Source organism: Pseudomonas sp. SB113 (assembly GCF_040754745.1).
In the GTDB taxonomy this organism is placed as follows: Bacteria; Pseudomonadota; Gammaproteobacteria; order Pseudomonadales; family Pseudomonadaceae; genus Aquipseudomonas; species Aquipseudomonas grimontii.
In genome coordinates this window covers 335835-357322 of record NZ_JBFMHW010000001.1, presented here as the reverse complement: position 1 = coordinate 357322, position 21488 = coordinate 335835, and the positions used below count along the sequence as shown (strand labels likewise).

General features: G+C 62.2%; 21 protein-coding genes. 15 read left to right on the top strand and 6 right to left on the bottom strand.

Annotation, left to right across the window (positions count from 1 at the left end; translation table 11 throughout):
- The first annotated feature begins 4 nt into the window (after positions 1-4).
- The 7 genes from lepB to tadA all read left to right on the top strand — a co-directional run bounded on the left by lepB (position 5) and on the right by tadA (position 6285).
- Positions 5-859, top strand: a complete 855-nt coding sequence (gene lepB / locus AB1462_RS01645; protein ID WP_090409015.1) for a signal peptidase I — start codon at positions 5-7, stop codon at positions 857-859.
- Between the two features lie 147 nt (positions 860-1006).
- Positions 1007-1696: a ribonuclease III gene (gene rnc / locus AB1462_RS01640; protein ID WP_027604662.1), complete on the top strand. Its 690-nt coding sequence runs from the start codon at positions 1007-1009 to the stop codon at positions 1694-1696.
- On the top strand, positions 1689-2591 hold the full coding sequence (era, locus tag AB1462_RS01635; protein ID WP_090409012.1) for a GTPase Era: 903 nt from the start codon (positions 1689-1691) through the stop codon (positions 2589-2591). The genes rnc and era overlap by 8 nt, the downstream gene beginning before the upstream one ends.
- Positions 2592-2732: 141 nt before the next feature.
- Positions 2733-3422: a DNA repair protein RecO gene (gene recO / locus AB1462_RS01630; protein ID WP_259192131.1), complete on the top strand. Its 690-nt coding sequence runs from the start codon at positions 2733-2735 to the stop codon at positions 3420-3422.
- A 52-nt stretch (positions 3423-3474) separates the two neighbouring features.
- Positions 3475-4218 (top strand): pyridoxine 5'-phosphate synthase, encoded by a 744-nt coding sequence (gene pdxJ / locus AB1462_RS01625; RefSeq protein WP_090409006.1) that lies wholly within the window; start codon positions 3475-3477, stop codon positions 4216-4218.
- A 193-nt stretch (positions 4219-4411) separates the two neighbouring features.
- The gene (locus AB1462_RS01620) at positions 4412-5788 is read left to right on the top strand and encodes a multicopper oxidase family protein (protein ID WP_143513906.1); all 1377 of its coding nucleotides are present in this window, start codon (positions 4412-4414) and stop codon (positions 5786-5788) included.
- Complete coding sequence (tadA, locus tag AB1462_RS01615) at positions 5788-6285, top strand: tRNA adenosine(34) deaminase TadA (RefSeq protein ID WP_367246046.1); 498 nt, start codon at positions 5788-5790, stop codon at positions 6283-6285. The genes AB1462_RS01620 and tadA overlap by 1 nt, the downstream gene beginning before the upstream one ends.
- A 171-nt stretch (positions 6286-6456) precedes the next feature.
- On the opposite strand, the gene cmoB is transcribed toward tadA, so the two are convergent.
- The 6 genes from cmoB to AB1462_RS01585 form a co-directional block, all read right to left on the bottom strand.
- Entirely contained in the window at positions 6457-7413 is a 957-nt protein-coding gene (gene cmoB, locus AB1462_RS01610; RefSeq protein ID WP_367246045.1) for a tRNA 5-methoxyuridine(34)/uridine 5-oxyacetic acid(34) synthase CmoB, read from the bottom strand.
- Positions 7410-8153, bottom strand: a complete 744-nt coding sequence (cmoA, locus tag AB1462_RS01605) for a carboxy-S-adenosyl-L-methionine synthase CmoA (RefSeq protein ID WP_090408992.1) — start codon at positions 8151-8153, stop codon at positions 7410-7412. The genes cmoB and cmoA overlap by 4 nt, the downstream gene beginning before the upstream one ends.
- A 35-nt stretch (positions 8154-8188) precedes the next feature.
- Entirely contained in the window at positions 8189-8845 is a 657-nt protein-coding gene (locus tag AB1462_RS01600) for a lysoplasmalogenase (RefSeq protein WP_367246043.1), read from the bottom strand.
- 1 nt (position 8846) lies between these two features.
- Positions 8847-9236, bottom strand: a complete 390-nt coding sequence (locus AB1462_RS01595) for a protease inhibitor I42 family protein (protein WP_090408986.1) — start codon at positions 9234-9236, stop codon at positions 8847-8849.
- A 243-nt stretch (positions 9237-9479) separates the two neighbouring features.
- Positions 9480-11900, bottom strand: coding sequence for an endopeptidase La (lon, locus tag AB1462_RS01590; protein ID WP_090408983.1), 2421 nt, complete (start codon positions 11898-11900; stop codon positions 9480-9482).
- 207 nt (positions 11901-12107) lie between these two features.
- Positions 12108-13097 carry a GntR family transcriptional regulator gene (locus tag AB1462_RS01585; RefSeq protein WP_090408980.1) on the bottom strand — a complete coding sequence of 330 codons (990 nt, stop codon included), beginning with the start codon at positions 13095-13097 and terminating at the stop codon, positions 12108-12110.
- Positions 13098-13433: 336 nt separating this feature from the next.
- On the opposite strand from AB1462_RS01585, the gene AB1462_RS01580 reads away from it, so the two are divergent.
- The 8 genes from AB1462_RS01580 (at position 13434) to AB1462_RS01545 (ending at position 21395) form a co-directional block, all read left to right on the top strand.
- The gene (locus AB1462_RS01580) at positions 13434-14765 is read left to right on the top strand and encodes an amidase (RefSeq protein ID WP_367246041.1); all 1332 of its coding nucleotides are present in this window, start codon (positions 13434-13436) and stop codon (positions 14763-14765) included.
- Between the two features lie 11 nt (positions 14766-14776).
- On the top strand, positions 14777-15655 hold the full coding sequence (locus AB1462_RS01575; protein ID WP_003234086.1) for a polysaccharide deacetylase: 879 nt from the start codon (positions 14777-14779) through the stop codon (positions 15653-15655).
- Between the two features lie 38 nt (positions 15656-15693).
- The gene (locus AB1462_RS01570) at positions 15694-17034 is read left to right on the top strand and encodes an MFS transporter (protein WP_090408974.1); all 1341 of its coding nucleotides are present in this window, start codon (positions 15694-15696) and stop codon (positions 17032-17034) included.
- 10 nt (positions 17035-17044) lie between these two features.
- Positions 17045-17806 (top strand): SDR family NAD(P)-dependent oxidoreductase, encoded by a 762-nt coding sequence (locus tag AB1462_RS01565; RefSeq protein WP_259192090.1) that lies wholly within the window; start codon positions 17045-17047, stop codon positions 17804-17806.
- A gap of 365 nt (positions 17807-18171) precedes the next feature.
- Positions 18172-18921, top strand: coding sequence for an SDR family NAD(P)-dependent oxidoreductase (locus AB1462_RS01560; RefSeq protein ID WP_367246040.1), 750 nt, complete (start codon positions 18172-18174; stop codon positions 18919-18921).
- A gap of 13 nt (positions 18922-18934) precedes the next feature.
- A complete protein-coding gene (locus AB1462_RS01555; protein ID WP_315335549.1) occupies positions 18935-19249 on the top strand; it encodes a hypothetical protein in 315 nt (104 codons plus the stop codon).
- A 2-nt stretch (positions 19250-19251) separates the two neighbouring features.
- Complete coding sequence (locus AB1462_RS01550; protein WP_367246039.1) at positions 19252-20226, top strand: GTP-binding protein; 975 nt, start codon at positions 19252-19254, stop codon at positions 20224-20226.
- Positions 20223-21395, top strand: a complete 1173-nt coding sequence (locus tag AB1462_RS01545; RefSeq protein WP_090408959.1) for a PotD/PotF family extracellular solute-binding protein — start codon at positions 20223-20225, stop codon at positions 21393-21395. Before AB1462_RS01550 ends, AB1462_RS01545 begins: the two co-directional genes overlap by 4 nt.
- The last annotated feature ends 93 nt before the right edge of the window (positions 21396-21488 follow it).

Sequence of the window (21488 nt, the reverse complement as noted above, 5' to 3'; positions counted from 1 at the left end):
TCCTATGTCGCTAAATTTCCCGCTGTTGCTGGTCATCGCCGTTGCCGTTTGCGGTCTCCTGGCGTTGCTCGATCTGGTGTTCTTCGCCCCGCGTCGGCGGGCGGCTATCGCGTCCTATCAGGGCAGCGTCAGCCAGCCCGATGTCGTGGTGATCGAGAAGCTGAACAAAGAGCCCTTGCTGGTTGAATACGGCAAGTCGTTCTTCCCGGTGTTGTTCATCGTGCTGGTGCTGCGTTCGTTCCTGGTGGAGCCGTTTCAGATCCCGTCGGGGTCGATGAAACCTACCCTGGACGTGGGCGATTTCATCCTGGTGAACAAGTTCTCCTACGGGATTCGCCTGCCGGTGATCGACAAGAAGGTCATCGAAGTCGGTGATCCGCAGCGCGGCGATGTGATGGTGTTCCGCTACCCGAGCGACCCGAACGTCAACTACATCAAGCGTGTGGTAGGCCTGCCGGGCGACGTGATTCGCTACACCGGCGACAAGCGCCTGTTCATCAATGGCGAGTCGGTGGCCGAGAAGTTGCTCGGTTCCGAACCGAACAGCCTGGGCAGTGCCGAGCTGTACCAGGAAAAACTCGGTGCGGTAGAGCATGAAATCCGCAAGGAAATGAGCCGCTACCGCGCGATGCCTGATGGCGAGTGGAAAGTGCCGGCCGGGCACTATTTCATGATGGGCGACAACCGCGACAACTCCAATGACAGTCGCTATTGGGATGACCCCAGCATTCCCAAGGATCTGCTGGGCATGGTTCCCGACCAGAATATCGTCGGCAAGGCCTTCGCGGTCTGGATGAGCTGGCCGGAACCCAAGCTCAGCCACCTGCCGAACTTCTCGCGGGTCGGGCTGATCAAGTAATACAAGCGGCGCTGTGAACACAGCGCCGAATGCTTTTCTGGGGCTTGGACATTTTCCGTCCCCATGCAATACCAACCAGGATTTGAATTTGAACACTGCGTCAATCGTCGATGGCCGCCGGTGCCACCACACAGATATGGGTAAACCGTGACCGTTTCTCTAAGTCGTCTCGAGCGCCAGCTCGGCTACACCTTCAAGGATCAGGAATTGATGGTCCTTGCCCTCACACACCGCAGCTTTGCAGGGCGTAATAACGAACGCCTGGAATTCCTCGGTGATGCCATCCTCAATTTCGTCGCCGGTGAAGCCTTGTTCGAGCGCTTCCCGCAAGCCCGTGAAGGTCAGCTGTCGCGTTTGCGCGCACGCCTGGTGAAGGGCGAGACCCTGGCCGTGCTGGCCCGTGGGTTTGGTCTGGGCGAGTACCTGCGCCTGGGGTCCGGTGAGTTGAAGAGCGGCGGTTTCCGCCGTGAGTCGATCCTGGCCGACGCGCTTGAAGCGCTGATCGGTGCGATCTACCTCGATGCAGGCATGGAAGCGGCCAAGGAGCGCGTCACCGCGTGGCTGACCTCCGAGATCGAAAGCCTCACGCTGGTCGACACCAACAAAGATCCGAAGACCCGCCTGCAGGAATTCCTGCAATCGCGCGGTTGTGACCTGCCACGCTACGAAGTGGTGGATATCCAGGGTGAGCCCCATTGCCGCGTGTTCTTCGTGGAATGTGAAATCACCTTACTGAATGAAAAAAGCCGAGGTCAGGGTGTAAGCCGTCGTATTGCCGAACAGGTAGCGGCCGCTGCAGCACTGATTGCCCTGGGCGTGGAGAATGGCCATGACTGATTCAACCGCAACACGCTGTGGCTATGTTGCCATCGTCGGCCGCCCGAACGTGGGCAAGTCCACGCTGCTGAACCACATCCTCGGCCAGAAACTCGCGATCACCTCGCGCAAGCCGCAGACCACCCGCCACAACATGCTGGGCATCAAGACCGAAGGCAGCGTGCAAGCGGTCTACGTCGACACCCCGGGCATGCACAAAGGCGGCGAGAAAGCCCTTAACCGCTACATGAACAAGACTGCCTCGGCGGCGTTGAAAGACGTCGACGTGGTGATCTTCGTCGTCGACCGCACCAAGTGGACCGACGAAGACCAGATGGTTCTGGAGCGTGTGCAGTACGTCACCGGCCCTTTGATCGTCGCGTTGAACAAGACCGATCGTATCGAAGACAAAGCCGAGCTGATGCCGCACCTGACCTGGCTGCAGGAGCAACTGCCGAACGCCCAGATCATGCCGATCTCGGCCCAGCACGGTCACAACCTCGAAACCCTGGAGCGCGTGATCGCCGGCTACCTGCCGGAGAACGAGCACTTCTTCCCGGAAGACCAGATCACTGACCGCAGCAGCCGTTTCCTCGCCGCCGAACTGGTGCGTGAGAAAATCATGCGCCAGATGGGCGCCGAGCTGCCGTACCAGATCACCGTCGAAATCGAAGAGTTCAAGCAGCAGGGCAAGACCCTGCATATCCATGCACTGATCCTCGTCGAACGTGACGGCCAGAAGAAAATCATCATTGGCGACAAGGGCGAGCGCATCAAGCGTATCGGCACCGAAGCGCGCAAAGACATGGAATTGCTGTTCGATTCCAAGATCATGCTCAACCTGTGGGTGAAGGTTAAGGGTGGTTGGTCCGATGATGAGCGTGCGTTGCGCTCCCTCGGCTACGGCGACCTCTAAGGACACCGCAGGGCAAAAATGTGGGAGGGGGATTGCCCCCGATAGCAGTGGGTCAGTTAATAGATAAGTGACTGAACCACCGCCGTCGGGGGCAAGCCCCCTCCCACATTAGGTTTGTGTTGTTTTCAAGATAGAGAACCCATGTCCCAATCCCCACCCCCCAGCCAACTCGCCTACGTCCTGCACAGCCGCGCCTACCGCGAGACCAGCGCCCTGGTGGACTTCCTCACGCCCCAAGGCCGCCTGCGCGCGGTGTTGCGCAGCGCGCGGGGCAAGGCGGGGACATTGGCGCGGCCCTTCGTGGCGTTGGATGTGGAGTTTCGCGGCAAGGGTGAGCTGAAAAACGTCGGGCGCCTGGAAAGCGTCGGCACTTCCGCCTGGCTCAATGGCGATGCACTGTTCAGCGGCCTCTACCTCAATGAGCTGCTGATCCGCCTGTTGCCCGCCGAAGACCCGCACCCGGCTGTCTTCGATCACTACGCCGCCACCTTGCTGGCCCTGGCAGAAGGTCGCCCCCTGGAGCCGCTGCTGCGCGCCTTCGAATGGCGCCTGCTCGACGACCTGGGCTACGGCTTCGAACTGAACAACGACCTGCATGGCGACCCCGTCGCCGCCGACGGCATGTACCGCCTGCAAGTGGATGCTGGCCTGGAGCGTGTGTACCTGCTGCAACCGGGCTTGTTCCAGGGCGCCGAGTTGCTGGCCATGAGCGAGGCTGACTGGAGCGCACCCGGTGCGTTGTCCGCCGCCAAACGCTTGATGCGCCAAGCCCTGGCCGTGCACTTGGGCGGAAGGCCGCTGGTCAGTCGCGAGTTGTTTCGAAAGCCCTGACATCCCCGTGTATGCTGTGCAGCGTTTCTTTCCCCTTTTCAGGAGCGCTTCCGTGACCACCAGCAATCGCATTCTTCTTGGCGTCAACATCGACCACGTCGCTACCCTGCGCCAGGCCCGGGGCACCCGTTACCCTGACCCGGTCAAGGCCGCGCTGGACGCCGAAGAAGCGGGCGCCGATGGCATCACCGTGCACCTGCGCGAAGACCGCCGCCACATCCAGGAGCGCGATGTGCTGCTGCTCAAGGACGTGCTGCAAACCCGCATGAACTTCGAGATGGGCGTCACCGAAGAAATGATGGCCTTCGCCGAGCGCATCCGCCCGGCGCACATCTGCCTGGTCCCGGAAACCCGCCAGGAACTGACCACCGAAGGCGGCCTCGACGTGGCTGGCCAGGAAGCGCGGATCAAGGCTGCCGTGGAGCGCCTGTCGAAGATCGGCAGCGAAGTTTCATTGTTCATCGACGCCGACGAGCGCCAGATCGAAGCGTCCCGCCGTGTCGGCGCGCCGGCGATCGAGCTGCACACCGGCCGTTACGCCGATGCCACCACACCGACCGAAGTAGCGGATGAATTGCAGCGCATCATTGACGGTGTGAACTGCGGCCTCAATGAAGGCCTGATCGTCAACGCCGGCCACGGCCTGCACTACCACAACGTCGAAGCGGTGGCTGCGATCAAGGGTATCAACGAGCTGAACATCGGCCACGCGCTGGTGGCTCATGCGTTGTTCGTCGGTTTCAAAGGCGCGGTTGCCGAGATGAAAGCGTTGATCCTGGCCGCTGCCAAACCCTAAAAAATAATGAAGAACCAATGTGGGAGGGGGCTTGCCCCCGATAGCGGTGTATCAGCCATAAATGTGGTGGCTGACACACTGCTATCGGGAGCAAGCCCCCTCCCACATGAGAAGCCTTACTGTTTAGCCAATGCAGGTGTATCGTATCTGCCCTTTGCAGGCCCTGCGCCTGCGGCAGATACGTGAGGTTGTTGTGTCCCGATCCTTTTCCCGTCGACAAATCCTGGGTGGTCTTGCAGGCCTGGCCGTAGTGGGTGTTGGTGCCGGTGGCGCCTACCGCTACTGGCTGGGGAAAGTCGCCGAAGCCGAAGCAGGGCACGATTACGAACTGATCGCCGCGCCGCTCGATGTAGAACTGGTGCCGGGGCACAAGACCGAAGCCTGGGCCTTCGGCCCTTCGGCACCGGGCACCGAGTTGCGCGTGCGCCAGGGTGAGTGGCTGCGGGTGCGCTTTATCAACCACCTGCCGGTCGCCACCACGATTCACTGGCACGGCATCCGCCTGCCGCTGGAAATGGACGGCGTGCCCTATGTCTCGCAATTGCCGGTGTTGCCCGGCGAATACTTCGACTACACATTCCGCGTGCCCGATGCCGGCAGCTACTGGTATCACCCCCATGTGAACAGCAGCGAAGAACTCGGCCGAGGCCTGGTCGGCCCGCTGATCATCGAAGAGCGCGAGCCCACCGGCTTCAAACACGAACGCACCCTGAGCCTGAAGAGCTGGCATGTGGACGAAGAGGGCGCCTTCGTCGCTTTCAGCATTCCCCGTGAAGCCGCGCGTGGCGGTACGGCCGGGCGGTTGTCGACGATCAATGGCGTCTCCCAGGCGGTAATCGACCTGCCCGCCGGGCAGATCACCCGCGTGCGCCTGCTCAACCTCGACAACACCCTGACCTATCGCATCAACATCCCCGACGTCGACGCGCAGATCTACGCGCTGGACGGCAACCCCGTCGAACCACGGCCGATGGGTAAGGAATACTGGCTGGGTCCGGGCATGCGTATCTGCCTGGCGATCAAGGCACCGCCGGAGGGCGAAGAACTGTCGATCCGCAACGGTCCGGTGCGCCTGGGCACTTTCCGCTCGGTCGCCAACACCGATGCACCGACCGAATGGCCCCCGGCATTGCCCGCCAACCCGATTGCCGAGCCGGACCTGGCCAATGCGGAGAAACTCAACTTCAATTTCGAGTGGGTCGGCTCCGTATCGGTGGATAACGGCAAGCCGCCGAGCCTGTGGCAGATCAACGGCCAGGCCTGGGACATCACCGACAAGACCTGCGCCGACCGGCCGATTGCCAAGCTGGAAAAGGGCAAGAGCTACATTTTCGAATTGAAGAACATGACCCAGTACCAGCACCCGATCCACCTGCACGGCATGAGCTTCAAGGTGATCGCCTCGAACCGCCACAAGGTGATCCCGTACTTCACCGACACTTACCTGCTGGGCAAGAACGAACGCGCTCGTGTGGCCTTGGTGGCAGATAACCCGGGGGTGTGGATGTTCCACTGCCATGTGATCGACCACATGGAAACCGGCCTGATGGCCGCTATCGAGGTGGCGTGATGCGCCAGTTTCGCCCCACGGCGATTATCGACCGCAGCCGCGACCAGGATTTCATGCGCGAAGCCCTGGCCCTTGCGGCACAAGGTGCGGCCCTGGGCGAAGTGCCGGTGGGCGCGGTGCTGGTGCAGGACGGTGAAGTCATCGGCCGCGGCTTCAACTGCCCGATCAGCGGCAATGACCCCAGCGCCCATGCCGAAATGGTCGCCATTCGCGCAGCTGCGCAAGCTGTCAGCAACTACCGCCTGCCGGGCAGTACGCTGTACGTGACCCTGGAACCATGCAGCATGTGCGCCGGCCTGATCGTGCATTCGCGGATTGCGCGGGTGGTGTACGGCGCGTTGGAGCCGAAGGCGGGGATTGTGCAAAGCCAGGGACAGTTCTTTACCCAGGGGTTTCTGAATCATCGGGTGTTGTTTGAAGGCGGTGTGCTGGCCGAGGAGTGCGGCGCGGTGCTGAGCGAATTCTTCAAGGCCCGCCGGGCTAAGCCCCCGCTCTAAAGAACACTGATGAGCAAATGTGGGAGGGGCGGTGCGACGATTCCACTTGCTCCCAATTGCAGGGTATCAGCTAACACATCTATGGCTGATACACCGCTATCGGGAGCAAGTGGAATCGTCGCACCGCCCCTCCCACATTTTTGATCTCCATTTTTTCAGGGAGATTAGCGGTTACTTCTTGGCGATGATCACGGCCCGCATCGGCGCCGGCAGCCCTTCAATCGTCTTGCTGTGATCCTGCGGATCGAGGAAGTCGCTGAGGGACTGATACTTCATCCACTCCGTCCCGCGCTGTTCCTCCACCGTGGTCACACTTACATCCACGCACCTCACATCACTGAAGCCTGCCCGCCGCAGCCACAGCATCAACGCCGGCACCGACGGCAGGAACCACACGTTACGCATCTGCGCATAACGGTTTTCCGGCACCAGCACCTGTTGTTGGTCGCCTTCTACTACCAGGGTTTCCAGGACCAACTCCCCGCCCTTGACCAAGGTGTCTTTCAGCGCCAGCAGATGCTCGATCGGCGAGCGACGGTGATAGAACACCCCCATGGAAAATACCGTGTCGAAACCTTCCATGTTCGCCGGCAGGTCTTCAAACGGGAACGGCAGGTGCCAGGCTTTAGGCTCAGACAGGTAACGCTGTACGGCTTGGAACTGGCAGAAGAACAGCCAGTTCGGGTCGACGCCTATCACGCTGTCGGCCCCGGCGCCGAGCATGCGCCACATGTAGTAGCCGTTGCCGCAACCGACATCGAGAATGCGCTTGCCCTTCAGGTTCAGGTGTGGGGCCACACGCGACCACTTCCAGTCCGAGCGCCATTCGGTATCCACATGCACGCCGAACAGATGGAACGGGCCCTTGCGCCACGGGCTCAAGCCCATCAGCGCGGTGTGCATTTGCGCGCGGGTGGCGTCGTCGCAATCGGTGTCCAGCACCAGGCCATTGAGCAAGTCGACTTCACTGGGCTGGATCTTTGGCAGCGCGTCCAGGGCACTCTGCCAACGCTCCAAGTCGCCATGGCCCTTTTCCATCTTGCTATCGAGCTGCGCTTGCAGGCCTTGGGCCCATACGGCCAGGGGAGTGCCGACCAGATGGCGGGCAAGGGGGGACAGATCAATCATGGCAAGGCAATCAACGAGGCAAAGTTAAGACACTGGAACCACGGCACGACTTTCGAGAACCCGGCCGCCAGCAGGCGTTCGCGGTGTTCTTCGAGGCTGTCGGGCTTCATGACGTTTTCGATGGCGCTGCGCTTCTGGGCGATTTCCAGTTCGCTGTAGCCGTTGGCGCGTTTGAACGCGATATGCAGGTCGGTGAGCAGCGCATGTTCCTCAACATCGTTGAAGCGCAGCTTCTCCGAGAGGATCAACGCACCGCCCGGCAGCAGCGCCTGACGAATGCGCGACAGCAACGCCAGGCGCTCGTCGGGGGCAATGAATTGCAGGGTGAAATTCAGCGCCACCACCGACGCCGGTTGAAATTGCAGCGCAAGGATATCGCCCTCGATCACCTCGACCGGCAGCAGCTCCTGGAACATCGAGTCCTGGCCATTGAGGTACTCGCGACAACGCTCGACCATGGCCGCCGAGTTATCCACAGCGATCACTCGGCAACCGTCAGTGCGCACGTGACGGCGCAAGGCCTGGGTCACCGCACCCAGGGACGAACCCAGGTCGTAGAGCACGCTGTTGGGCTGGGCAAACTGCGCCGCGAGCACGCCGAGGTTTTCGACGATGGTCGGGTAACCTGGCACCGAGCGCTTGATCATGTCCGGGAACACCCGCACCACGTCCTCGTTGAAGGCGAAGTCCGGCACCTGGGGCAGGGGCTGGGCGAATAGGCGATCGGGTTGTTTGCTCACGGTTGTTCCGGCGACGAGGGGGAAAGGCCGGCATTTTAGCCAAGTTGGTCAGCGGATGCGCGGGTTGTCTGATGGAAAGCCGACGCCGTGATTCCCCATTGGCCGAGCCAGTAAGTTGTGATCAACAAATACGGCGCGGCCTCGAACGACAGCACGAACCGATTGATGCCGATCAGCGTGTCGGAAAACACAAACGACGCCGCACCGGCTGCTGCCAGCAGGGCTGAACGTTTTGGCACCTCGCTGCCCACTCGCGCCAGGGCACGCCAGAGCATGGCGCTGATCACCAAAGCGTAAACGACCACTGGAATCAGCAGGTCGCCGAGGCCGTGGGAAATCAGGATGCTCAGCAAGATCGCGCCAACCACCAACGCCAGCACCAACGGCAAGAGTGCCGGGCGACGACAGTCGCTCAAATACGCCTTGAGGTAGGCCAGGTGAGCGAACAAGAACGCGCCGAGACCAAAGATGAACAGGTCACCGGGCCAGGCGAGCAACACATCGCCCACCAGCGAGAAAATCAGCCCCAGGCTGATCCAGCGTCGATAGTCGGTAGGCGGCGCATCATGCAGCCAGCCCAGCAGCGCCAGTACCGGCAGCGGCTTGACCAGCAGGCACAGCAACATCGCATGGGTGGCGAGGCCGTAGATAAAAGTGAAGGCTCCCATCAACGCGAGTATCAGCCATGGCATATCAGTTCACCGTAATGGCGCAGTCGAAGGTCTCCACGGGTTCGGCTTCCGGCTCCCAGGGTTGCTGGGAGGTCAGGCGCAAACGGCCTTGTCCTGCGGCAAATGCCTGGAAGCGCCAGGTCGATTGACCTCCCCCTCCGATCACTCCGGACTCAGTACTGCTGTAGACCTCGGGGCTCAGCGCGCGCAGCACGCCACCGGCGGAATCCTGGATGGCCCAGCGGTAGCCGGTGGTGGGGTTACTCGGCAGGGTGAGGATCAGGTTTTGTCCAGTTTTAAGCTGGAGCGGGCAGGCGCTCTGGTTTTCCACGGTGACGTTTTGCTTCGGCGCACTGGCGCACGCGGTCAGCAGGGCAAGGCTCAAGGGGAGAAGCAGGCGGGCAGCGATCATGGAGGCTCCGTTGTTTGGCGACGAAGACCGAGCATAACCGAAGATGAGACAAGGTGTGGCAAGAGGGGCTCAGAGTGCCCTTCGTGGCGAGCAGGCTTGCCCTGCGTTGGGCTGCGAAGCAGACCCTTTTAAAAAGACCCCCATTCTTTCTGGAAGAATGGGGTCGTTAGTTTTGGGGCTGCTGCGCAGCCCAACGCAGGGCAAGCCTGCTCTCCACAGGGGGCCGCTCAGGCGAGTGACCTATCAGAAAAGCACCTTCGCCACATCCGCGAAGCGTTTGGCAAAGTGCACGGTCATGCCTTCCTTCAGGTACTCCGGCAGCTCTTCGAAGCTGCCGCGATTGGGCTCCGGCAAGATCAACTCGTGAATCTTCTGGCGCCGCGCTGCAATCACCTTCTCGCGCACGCCGCCAATTGGCAGCACGTGCCCGGTCAAGGTCAGTTCGCCGGTCATGGCCACGCCTTTTTTCGGCGCTTGATTGCGCGCCAGGGACAACAGCGCACTGGCCATGGTCACCCCGGCGCTCGGGCCGTCCTTCGGCGTGGCACCTTCCGGTACGTGCAAGTGTACGAAGGCTTCGTCGAAGAACTTCGGATCGCCGCCAAACGACTTCAGGTTGGAACTGATGTAGCTGTAGGCAATTTCGGCGGACTCTTTCATCACCTCACCCAACTGCCCGGTGAGCTTGAAGCCACGATTGAGCGTGTGGATACGCGTCGCCTCGATCGGCAGTGTGGCGCCACCCATGCTGGTCCAGGCCAGGCCGGTGATCACACCGGTACCGGACAACACCTGCTCGTTGCGGAACACCGGCATGCCCAGGGAGCTTTCCAGGTCCTTGTTACCGATCTTGATCACCGAGTTCGGCTCATCCAGCAGCTTGACCACCGCCTTGCGCACCAGTTTGCCCAGCTGTTTCTCCAGCTGGCGCACCCCGGCTTCACGGGCGTAACCGTCGATCAGTGCGCGCAGGGCGCCGTCGCTGATGCTCAGGCTGTTTTTCGAAACGCCGGCTTTTTCCAGCTGTTTTGGCCACAGGTGGCGTTTGGCGATGGCGACTTTTTCTTCGGTGATATAGCCCGACAGGCGAATCACTTCCATACGGTCGAGCAGCGGGCCGGGGATCGAGTCCAGGGTGTTGGCGGTGCACACGAACAGCACTTTGGACAGGTCCAGGCGCAGGTCGAGGTAGTGGTCGAGGAATTCGACGTTCTGCTCCGGGTCGAGGGTTTCCAGGAGTGCCGACGCCGGGTCACCCTGGAAGCTCTGGCCCATCTTGTCGATCTCGTCGAGCATGATCACCGGGTTCATCACTTCCACATCTTTGAGCGCCTGCACCAGTTTGCCCGGCAGCGCGCCGATGTAGGTGCGGCGATGGCCCTTGATCTCGGCCTCGTCACGCATGCCGCCGACGCTGAAGCGGTAGAACGGTCGGCCGAGGGACTCGGCGATGGATTTGCCCACGCTGGTCTTGCCCACGCCCGGCGGGCCCACCAGCAGCACGATGGAACCGGCGACTTCGCCTTTATAGGCGCCCACCGCGAGGAATTCGAGAATGCGGCTCTTGATGTCATCCAGGCCGGCATGGTGCTTGTCCAGCACCTTGCGCGCGTGTTTGAGGTCAAGTTTGTCCTCGCCATACACGCCCCATGGCACCGAGGTGGCCCAGTCCAGGTAATTGCGCGTCACTGCGTATTCCGGCGAACCGGTTTCGAGGATGGACAGTTTGTTCAGTTCTTCATCGATACGTTTTTTCGCCTGGGCCGGCAGCACCTTGCCTTCCAGGCGTTGTTCGAACTGTTCGACGTCGGCGCTGCGGTCGTCCTTGGTCAGGCCCAGTTCCTGCTGGATGACCTTGAGCTGTTCCTTGAGGAAGAACTCGCGCTGGTGCTCGCCGATCTTGCGGTTCACCTCGGCGGAGAGTTCTTTTTGCAGGCGCGCGACTTCCACCTCCTTGCGCAGCATCGGCAGGACTTTTTCCATGCGTTTGAGCATCGGCACGCAATCCAGCACTTCCTGCAGCTCATTACCGGTGGCCGACGTGAGGGCGGCGGCGAAGTCGGTGAGGGGCGACGGGTCGTTGGGGCTGAAGCGGTTGAGGTAGTTCTTCAGCTCTTCGCTGTACAGCGGGTTGAGCGGCAGCAGCTCCTTGATCGCATTGATCAGCGCCATGCCGTAGGCCTTGACCTCGTCGGTCGGATCGCTTGGCTGGTGCGGGTATTCCACTTCGACCAGGTACGGTGGACGGTGGTGCTTGAGCCAGGTTTTGATCCGCACGCGAGTCAGGCCCTGGGCGACGAATTGCAGCTTGCCGTTCTCGCGGCTGGCGTGGTGCACCTTCACCAGGGTGCCGTACAGCGGCAGGGCGGAGGTGTCGAAGTGGCGTGGGTCTTCCGGCGGCGTGTCCATGAAGAACAGGGCGAGGGAGTGGTGGTCGGATTTGCTCACCAGCTCCAGGGTCTCGGCCCACGGTTCTTCGTTGACGATCACCGGCAGCACTTGCGCCGGAAAGAACGGCCGATTGTGGATCGGGATGATGTAGACCTTGTCCGGCAGGTTTTGCCCAGGCAGGGCCAGGCCGGTATTGGACGAAGGGGTTTCAGCGTTTTCGGGGTCGGCGTAATCGTTGAGGTCGTAATCAGGGAATTCTTGCTGGTCGCTCATGGGGCACCTGCATAAGGAAGTATGCAGGTTAGATGGGGCGGGGTCGCAGTGGTTTCAATGGTGGGGGTGAGATAGCAACATATTGCATGAAATTACTGCAGCGACTCGGTCAATGTGGGAGGGGGCCTGCCCCCGATAGCGGTGGTTCAGATAAAACAACGCTGACTGATACACCGCCATCGGGGGCAAGCCCCCTCCCACATTGAGTCAGCTGATTTTGTGGAGATAGGCGGGCAGTGGCTGTTCTGGCAGCACCGATAGCACTTTCAAACGCTGCAACATCCGCTGCCGCGCCCGTTGCAAATGCTCGCGCAAATTCAGCGCCGCCGCATCGAATGCGCCATGCAGCAGCAGCTCCAAAATCAAGCGATGTTCGGCAAGCATCGCCGGATCAGCGCCGATCCCCAGCAATCGGTAAAAAATCCGGCTGATGATCATCGGGCTCTGGCCCTGGCGAATCAGCGCGGCAATCTTGCGGTTTTGCAGGCCGGCCAGACAGCGCTGGTGCAGGTCCTCTTCGATCTGCTCGATGGCTTCCAGGCTGCACTGGGGGCTGTCCTGGGCATCCAGCACGCGCTGCAACATGGCTTCCAGCATGTCGCGGTCGAGGTTCGGGGCACTCTGGCGCAGGGCTTCGGGTTCGAGACAGGCGCGCAGCTCGTAATCCTCGGTGACCTCCCGCGCGGTCAAAGGCCCCGCCAGCCATTGGGAATAGGGCTCTTTTTCCACCAGGCCCCGGTCGCGCAGGCGCATCAGTGCTTCACGCACCACCGCGCGGCTGACGCCGTAGTGGTCGGCGGCGGCTTGCTCATCCAGGCGGTAATGGCCGAAGGCGATGCAGGTGGACAGCGCCGCGCCGATTTCCTCGACGATACGCTCGCCCAACGGCCGGGTGTCCACCAGTTCGGCTTCGCCATTGAGGCCAAGGTGCGCATGGCTCAAGGGCAGGCGCAGTGGCTCCATGGCCAGGCCGTCGGGGTTGATCAGGTAACCCCGGCCGTTGAAACGGCAGATCAAGCCTTCAGCGTGCAGCAGGTCCAGCGCCTTGCGCACCGGCACGCGGCTGGTGCCGAACAGCTCGGCCAGGGGCGCTTCCAGCAATACCAGGCCATGGCGGGCGGTGCCGTTGACGATCGCGTCGCGCAACACCTGGTGAATCATCGCGTAACGGGAGGCCGAGGCGGACACTGCTTTCATCGATTTCTCAAAGGCATGTAGGACGATGGCCGAGGATTCTCTCATAAGTTACGCCTGTCACTCTGCGCCACGTCGGTGGCACTTTTTTGGGGCCTTGAATGTAGGAATGTTACTTTTCTGCACCAAAATGTACTTATTAATAAAAGATACATTATTTCATTGAGAGCGCTTCGCAGCCGTGACACAAGACTTTTTTCCACCGATCAACACCATCTATCCCGTAGATCTGGGTAAAAAAGCGTAATCGCGCCAGGAGCGCTACACAGAGACTGGCACGAAAGCTGCCTTTGTAAAATGTACATTTTATGAATATGTACGTTTTATGAGGTTTCTCTGATGTCAGACGCCACTTCACTGGCCGAGGATTTCGCCAGCGGTCGTAGTGACCCGGTGCAAGCCCTTGAACAGGCACTCGATCAAGCGAGCCGCTCGACCAGCGTATTTATTTCCCTGACCGCCGAACGCGCCCGCCGTGAAGCCGAAGCGTCCGCCGCCCGTTGGCGTGCCGGCCAGCCCTTGAGCGTGTTCGATGGCGTGCCCCTGGCCTGGAAAGACCTGTTCGATGTGGCCGGCAGCATCACCACCGCCGGCGCCGCCTATCGTCGCACTGCGCCCGCCGCGTTGCTCGATGCTCCCAGCGTGGGCCTGTTGTGCCGCGCCGGGATGGTCAGCGTCGGCAAAACCAACCTCAGCGAACTGGCCTATTCCGGTTTGGGCCTGAACCCGCATTTCGGCACGCCGCATAATCCCCATGGCACGGACCAGGCGCGCATTCCCGGCGGCTCGTCGTCCGGGTCGGCGGTGGCCGTCGCCGCGCATATCGTGCCAATCGCCATGGGCACCGACACTGCAGGTTCCATCCGCATTCCGGCGGCGCTCAACGGACTGGTGGGTTACCGCAGCAGCAGCCGACGCTACAGCCGCGACGGTGTGTTTCCCCTGGCCCACTCCCTCGACAGCCTCGGCCCGTTGACCCGCAGCGTGCGCGATGCCTTGGCCGTCGACGACCTGCTCCATGGCCGCACCCAGCGCCACAGTGCCCGCCGCCTGAAAGGGCAGCGGTTTGTTTTGGAACAAGGCGTGCTGGCCGACGTGGAGCCTGCCGTGCGCAACAACCTGCTGCGCGCCGTTGAGCGACTGAAGGCTGAAGGTGCGCTGATTGAAGAGCGTGAAAGCACCCCGTTCCAGGCCACCCTGGACCTGATCAAGCACCAAGGCTGGCTCGGCGCGTTCGAAGCCTTCGCCCTGCACCAGGCCTTGCTCGACAGCGCCGATGCCGAGCAACTCGACCCCCGCGTGCGCCGCCGCCTTGAAGCTGCCCGCGCATTGCCGGCCAGCCAACTGATCCACCTGACCGACGCGCGCCGCCGCTTGCAACAGCAACTGCTCGACGCGCTCGACGGCGCGATCCTGATCACCCCCACCGTCGCCCATGTCGCCCCGGCGTTGGCACCGCTTGAAGCCGACGACGAACTGTTTGTGAAAACCAACCTCGCCACCCTGCGCCTGACCATGCCCGGCAGCTTTCTCGACATGCCGGGCGTGAGCTTGCCCAGCGGCCGCGATGCCCAGGGCCTGCCCACCGGGCTGCTGCTCAGTGCCCCGACGGGAGAAGACGCGCGGCTGTTGCGCGCGGCCTTGTCCGTCGAATCCGTACTTAACATTTAAGGAGACACACCATGGCAAAAGACATCCTCTGTGCATTTGGCGTCGACGTCGACGCCGTCGCCGGCTGGCTCGGTTCCTACGGCGGCGAAGACTCGCCCGACGACATCTCCCGTGGCCTGTTTGCCGGTGAAATTGGCGCGCCGCGCCTGCTCAAACTGTTCGAACGCTACGGCCTGCGCACCACCTGGTTTATCCCCGGCCACTCGATGGAAACCTTCCCCGAGCAGATGAAGGCCGTGGCCGACGCCGGCCACGAAATCGGCGTGCATGGCTACAGCCACGAAAACCCGATTGCGATGACCGCCGAGCAGGAAGAGATCGTCCTCGATAAATCCATCGAACTGATCACCCAAGTCACCGGCAAGCGCCCCACCGGCTACGTCGCACCGTGGTGGGAGTTCAGCAAGGTCACCAACGAGCTGCTGCTGAAAAAAGGCATCAAGTACGACCACAGCCTGATGCACAACGACTTCCACCCCTACTACGTGCGCAAGGGCGACAGCTGGACCAAGATCGACTACAGCCAGCACCCCGACACCTGGATGAAGCCCTTGGTTCGCGGCGAAGAAACCGACCTGGTGGAGATCCCGGCCAACTGGTACCTCGACGACCTGCCGCCGATGATGTTCATCAAGAAAGCCCCCAACAGCCACGGCTTCGTCAACCCGCGTCACCTGGAAGAAATGTGGCGCGACCAGTTCGACTGGGTTTACCGCGAGCACGAACACGCGGTGTTCACCATGACCATCCACCCCGACGTGTCCGGCCGCCCGCAAGTGCTGTTGATGCTCGAGCGCTTGATCGAACACATCCAGAGCCATGCCGGCGTGCGTTTCGTCACCTTCGACGAAATCGCCGACGACTTTATCCGCCGCCAACCGCGTACCTGATCCCAACCCAAGCAGCCCCCACCTCCCGAGGCGCGATTATGTCCATCTACAACAAGCTTGACCTGACTGGCTGGAAACCCCGGCAACTGACGTCCCAGGAAGTACGCTTCGCCACCTGGATCGCGTTTTTCGCCTGGGTGTTTGCGGTGTATGACTTCATCCTGTTCGGCACCTTGCTGCCGGAGATCGGCCGGCACTTTGGCTGGGGTGAGGTGGAACAAGCTGAAATCGCGACCTGGGTGGCGGTGGGTACCGCCGTCGTCGCCTTGGCCATCGGGCCGATCGTCGACAAGCTGGGGCGGCGCAAAGGGATTATTTTCACCGTGGCCGGTTCCGCGCTGTGCTCGGCGCTGACCGCCATCGGCGGGGCGTGGGGCAAGTCGCCGCTGATTCTGATCCGTTCGCTGGGTGGCCTGGGATATGCCGAAGAAACCGTCAACGCCACCTATCTGACCGAGTTGTATGGTGCGTCAGAAGACCCGCGACTGACCAAGCGTCGCGGCTTCATCTACAGCCTGGTGCAGGGCGGCTGGCCGGTCGGTGCGTTGATCGCCGCCGGTTTGACCGCGCTGTTGCTGCCAATCATTGGTTGGCAGGGTTGCTTCATCTTCGCCGCGATCCCGGCGGTGGTGATCGCGATCATGGCGCGCAAGCTCAAGGAGAGCCCGCAGTTCCAGATCCACCAGCGCATCAGCGAGCTGCGTAAAAGCGGCGCGGTGAAAGAAGCGCAAAACGTTGCCGTGACCTACGGCGTGGACTACGACGAACACAGCAAGGCCGGCCTCAAGGCGGCCTTCCGTGGCCCGGCCCGTCGCGCCACGTTGGTGATCGGCGCTGCGCTGCTGCTCAACTGGGCAGCGATCCAGGTGTTCAGCGTGCTCGGCACCTCGGTGATCGTCAGCGTGCACCACATCTCGTTCGAGAACTCGCTGATCATCCTCGTGCTGTCCAACCTGGTGGGTTACTGCGGCTACCTCAGCCACGGCTGGATGGGCGACAAGATCGGCCGTCGCAATGTGATCGGCCTGGGTTGGATGCTCGGCGGCCTGGCGTTTGCCGGCATGCTGTTTGGCCCGAGCAATATGCCGATGGTGGTCGGGCTGTACAGCCTGGGCCTGTTCTTCCTGATCGGGCCATACTCGGCGGCGCTGTTCTTCATCAGTGAAAGTTTCCCCACCAGCATCCGCGCCACCGGCGGCGCGATCATCCATGCCATGGGCCCGATTGGTGCCGTGGTCGCGGGCTTTGGTGCGACCCAGGTGTTGTCCGCCGGCAGTGACTGGCAGACCGCCGCGCTGTGGTTCGGCGCGCTGCCGTGCTTCTTGTCCGGCGCGCTGATGTTTGCCGCACGCCATGTGCGTCCGGAAACCATTCAGTAAGGAGTGTTTGATGAGCCGTAAAGTTGCCTTGATTACCGGTGCCGCCAGCGGCATCGGCCAAGCCCTCGCCGTGGCCTATGCCCGCAGCGGTGTGGCGGTGGTGGGCGGGTATTATCCGGCTGATCCTCACGACCCGAGCACCACCGTGTCACAGGTGGAAGAGGCGGGGGGCGAGTGCCTGATGTTACCGCTGGACGTGGGCGATACCGCCTCGGTGGATGCCCTGGCCGAACAGGCGATACAGCATTTCGGCCGGCTGGATTATGCAGTGGCCAACGCCGGTTTGCTGCGTCGTGCGCCGCTGCTGGAGATGACCGATGAGCGGTGGAACGAGATGCTCAATGTCGACCTGACGGGGGTGATGCGCACCTTCCGCGCGGCGACGCGGCATATGAACGAAGGCGGCGCGCTGGTGGCGATCTCTTCGATTGCCGGCGGCGTATATGGCTGGCAGGAACACAGCCATTACGCAGCGGCCAAGGCTGGTGTGCCGGGGTTATGCCGCTCGCTGGCGGTGGAGTTGGCGCCCCTGGGCATTCGTTGCAATGCGGTGATCCCGGGGTTGATCGAAACACCGCAATCGCTGGATGCAAAGAACTCCCTCGGCCCGGAAGGCCTGGCCAAGGCCGCGCGCGCGATTCCGCTGGGGCGGGTAGGGCGCGCGGATGAAGTGGCGTCGCTGGTGCAGTTCTTGACCAGTGATGCGTCGAGTTATTTGACCGGGCAGAGCATCATCATCGATGGCGGCCTCACCGTTCGCTGGCCTGACTGACTGATGTACTTGATCCAAATGTGGGAGGGGGCTTGCCCCCGATGGCGGTGGTTCAGTTAGCCCATCTGTGACTGACCCACTGCCATCGGGGCATGGGTATCTACACAACTTTTCAGCCCCTGACAAATCTCCCTGTGGCGAGCGGGCTTGTCCCGCGTTGGGCTGCGTAGCAGCCCCAGTAAAGCAGAATGCGGTGTGTCAGAAACTCCATAGCGGCTGTTTTGGGGCCGCTACGCGGCCCAACGCGGGACAAGCCCGCTCGCCACAGGGGAACTCGCCAGTCTCTGAAAATTGTGTAGATACCTATGACCATCGGGGGCAAGCCCCCTCCCACATTGGAAGTGGATTTTTTCAGGAGTTTTTGCATGAACCAACTGACCAACCGCCGCGCCGTGATCACCGGCGCCGGCAGCGGCATCGGTGCCGCCATCGCCCGCGCCTACGCCGTTGAAGGCGCGCGTCTGTTATTGGCCGACCGTCACGCCGCCAGCCTCGCCGAAACCGCGATCACCTGCCGTAACCTGGGCGCCGAAGTGGTCGAGTGCGTGGCCGATGTGGGCACTGTCGAAGGCGCCCAGGCCAGTGTCGACCGTTGTGTCGAACACTTCGGCGGCATCGATATCCTGGTCAACAATGCCGGGATGCTCACCCAGGCGCGGTGCGTCGACCTGTCCATCGACATGTGGAACGACATGCTGCGCGTCGACCTCACCAGCGTGTTCGTCGCCAGCCAACGTGCCTTGCCCCATATGCTCGCGCAGCGTTGGGGACGGATCATCAACGTGGCTTCGCAGCTGGGCATCAAGGGCGGCGCCGAACTGACTCACTACGCGGCCGCCAAGTCCGGGGTGATCGGCTTTACCAAATCCCTGGCCTTGGAAGTGGCCAAGGACAACGTGCTGGTCAACGCCATCGCCCCCGGCCCGATCGAGACGCCGTTAGTGGGCGGTATCAGTGACGATTGGAAGCGCGCCAAGGCCAAGGAGCTGCCCTTGGGGCGCTTCGGCCTGGCGGACGAAGTGGCGCCCACCGCCGTGCTGTTGGCCACCGAGCCGGGCGGCAACCTGTTCGTCGGCCAGACCCTGGGCCCGAACTCGGGCGATGTCATGCCATGAGTGAGGTGTAGCCATGTGCGGACTCTGCGGATTGCTCGGCGAAGACCTGCACTGGAGCGACCCCCTGGGCGATGAACTGCCCCGGCGCCGCGAACGCCTGCGCCGCATCGCCGCGATCAACCAGGTGCTGGCGGTGTTCCGCCTCAAGGTCGAAGACTTCCAGGGCGCGTCCTATCTGCTGTTGGGCGCCACCGGCAAACAGGAACTGGCGAGCGGACTGGATCAACTCTGGCAGGCCGCCGAGACCATGCTCGGCCGGCCGCTGGATCCCCTCGACCCGCGTCTACTTGACCACCTGGAAAACACCCCACTGTCGGAGCGGAGGTAAATATGAGCATTGCTCTAAATGTCATCACCGGCTTTCTCGGCAGCGGCAAAACCGCCTTGCTCCAGCGCCTGCTGCAAGGCGAAAGCCTGGGCGACACGGCACTGCTGATCAACGAATTCGGCGACATCGGCATCGATCATCTGCTGGTGGAAGAAGTCGCGCCGAACACCGTGCTGCTGCCCAGCGGCTGCATTTGCTGCTCCATCCGTGGCGAGCTCAAGGACGCGTTGCTCGGTCTGTTGCAACGCCGCGAGCGTGGTGAAATCCCCGCGTTCAAACGGGTGATCCTCGAGACCACCGGCCTGGCCGATCCGGCGCCGATCCTCGCGACCTTGAACAACGACGTGCAACTGCGCGGGCGTTTTCATATCGGCCTGGTGGTGACGCTGGTCGACGCCAGCCACGCCGCGTTGCAAGAGCGCCTGCACCCGGAATGGCTGGCCCAGGTTGCGGCGGCAGACCGTCTGCTGCTGAGCAAGACTGACCTTGTGGATGACTGCGAACCGCTGCGTGCGCACCTGCAGGCGCTTAACGCCGGTACGCCGATCCTCGATACCCACGCCATCCACAGCGGCGACCAACTGTTGCTCGGTGAAGGCCTGCGCAGTGCCGAACCCGCCATGGAAGTCAGCCGCTGGCAATTGCATCGGACCACCAGCGCCAGCCACGGAGCGGCCCAAGTGTGCAGCATGACCTTCGACCAGCCGCTGGACTGGGTCGGCTTCGGGGTGTGGTTGTCGATGCTGTTAAGATGCCATGGCGAACGAATCCTTCGCGTCAAAGGACTGCTCAACGTGAACGCCAGTAACGCCCCCATCGTCATTCATGGCGTGCAGCATTGCCTGCATGCCCCGGTTCATCTGCCTGCGTGGCCTGGCACCGACCGGCAATCGCGCCTGGTGTTTATCCTGCGTGGCCTTGACCCCGCGCTGCTGCGGCGTTCCTTTGAGGTGTTCTCACGGCGGTTCGCCGGATGATCACCTTACGTGTGCTCGGCACCTCGGTCACCTTGCTCGAATGCCTGCGCGTGCGCGCCGAACAGGAACTGGGGATTCGCCTGGTGTACCAGGTGCACGACGTCGAACAGGCCCAGCGCATCGCGGTGATGCAGCCCGACAGTTATGACCTGTACGACCAATGGTTTCACAACGTCGACTTCGTGTGGCCGGCCCGGGCGATCCAGCCCATCGACACGCGGCGTATCGCGCTGTGGCACGAGATCAACGACCTGCCCAAGCGCGGTCGGCTGTCGCCCACCGACCGCCTGGGCAGCGGCAGCGTGCCCAGCGAGCGTTTGTTCGTGCAGCACGACGGCAGCCTCGGCAGCGCCGTCACCGAACGCATCAGCATGCTGCCGCTGACCCACAATGCCGACAGCTTCGCCTATCGCCCCGAGCGTCTGCCCGAGGGTTTTTGCCATGGTAACGAAAGCTGGGGCTGGTTGCTGGACCCGGCCTGGCGCGCACGCACGGCCCTGCAGAGCGATGCTGCCATCGGCGCCCTGGATGCTGCGCTGGCCGTGCAGGGCGCGGGGCTGGCGCGCTTCAACGACATCGGCAATATGAGCATCGAAGAGATCGACGTGCTCGCCGATATTCTGGTGCGCAAACAGAAGGAAGGGCATTTCGCTGCGTTCTGGTCCGACGATGAAGAGGCTGCGCAACTGATGCTCAGCCCAAGCATCGATATTCAGAGCCTGTGGTCGCCGACCTTGATGCGCCTGCACCGCGCCGGGGTGAAATACCGCCTGGCGGTGCCCAGCGAAGGCTATCGCGCTTGGTTCGGCGGCTTGTCATTGTCGCGCCATGCCCAGGGCCCGGTGCTGGATGCGGCGTACGCGTACCTCAATTGGTGGCTGTCCGGCTGGCCGGGCGCGGTGATGGCGCGTCAGGGTTATTACATCGGCAACCCCGCGCGCAGCCGTGATCACCTCAGCAGTGCCGAGTGGGATTACTGGTACGCCGGCAAGCCTGCTCGAGAGGAGTTGCTCGGCAGCGATGGGTTGCCTTTGATCGATATCGGCGAGGTGCGCGACGGCGGCTCCTATGAACAGCGCATGGGGCATATCGCGGTGTGGAACTCCGTCATGGATGAGCACAACTATCTGGTGCGGCGTTGGGGGGACTTCATGCGCGCCCGCGGCTGATAGCGGATATGGCCAACCGGTTGTCGCCAATAAAATGACAGTGGAAACCCCGGTTTTATTCGGTGCACTTGTGCGTTGTCCCAGCTAATCTGC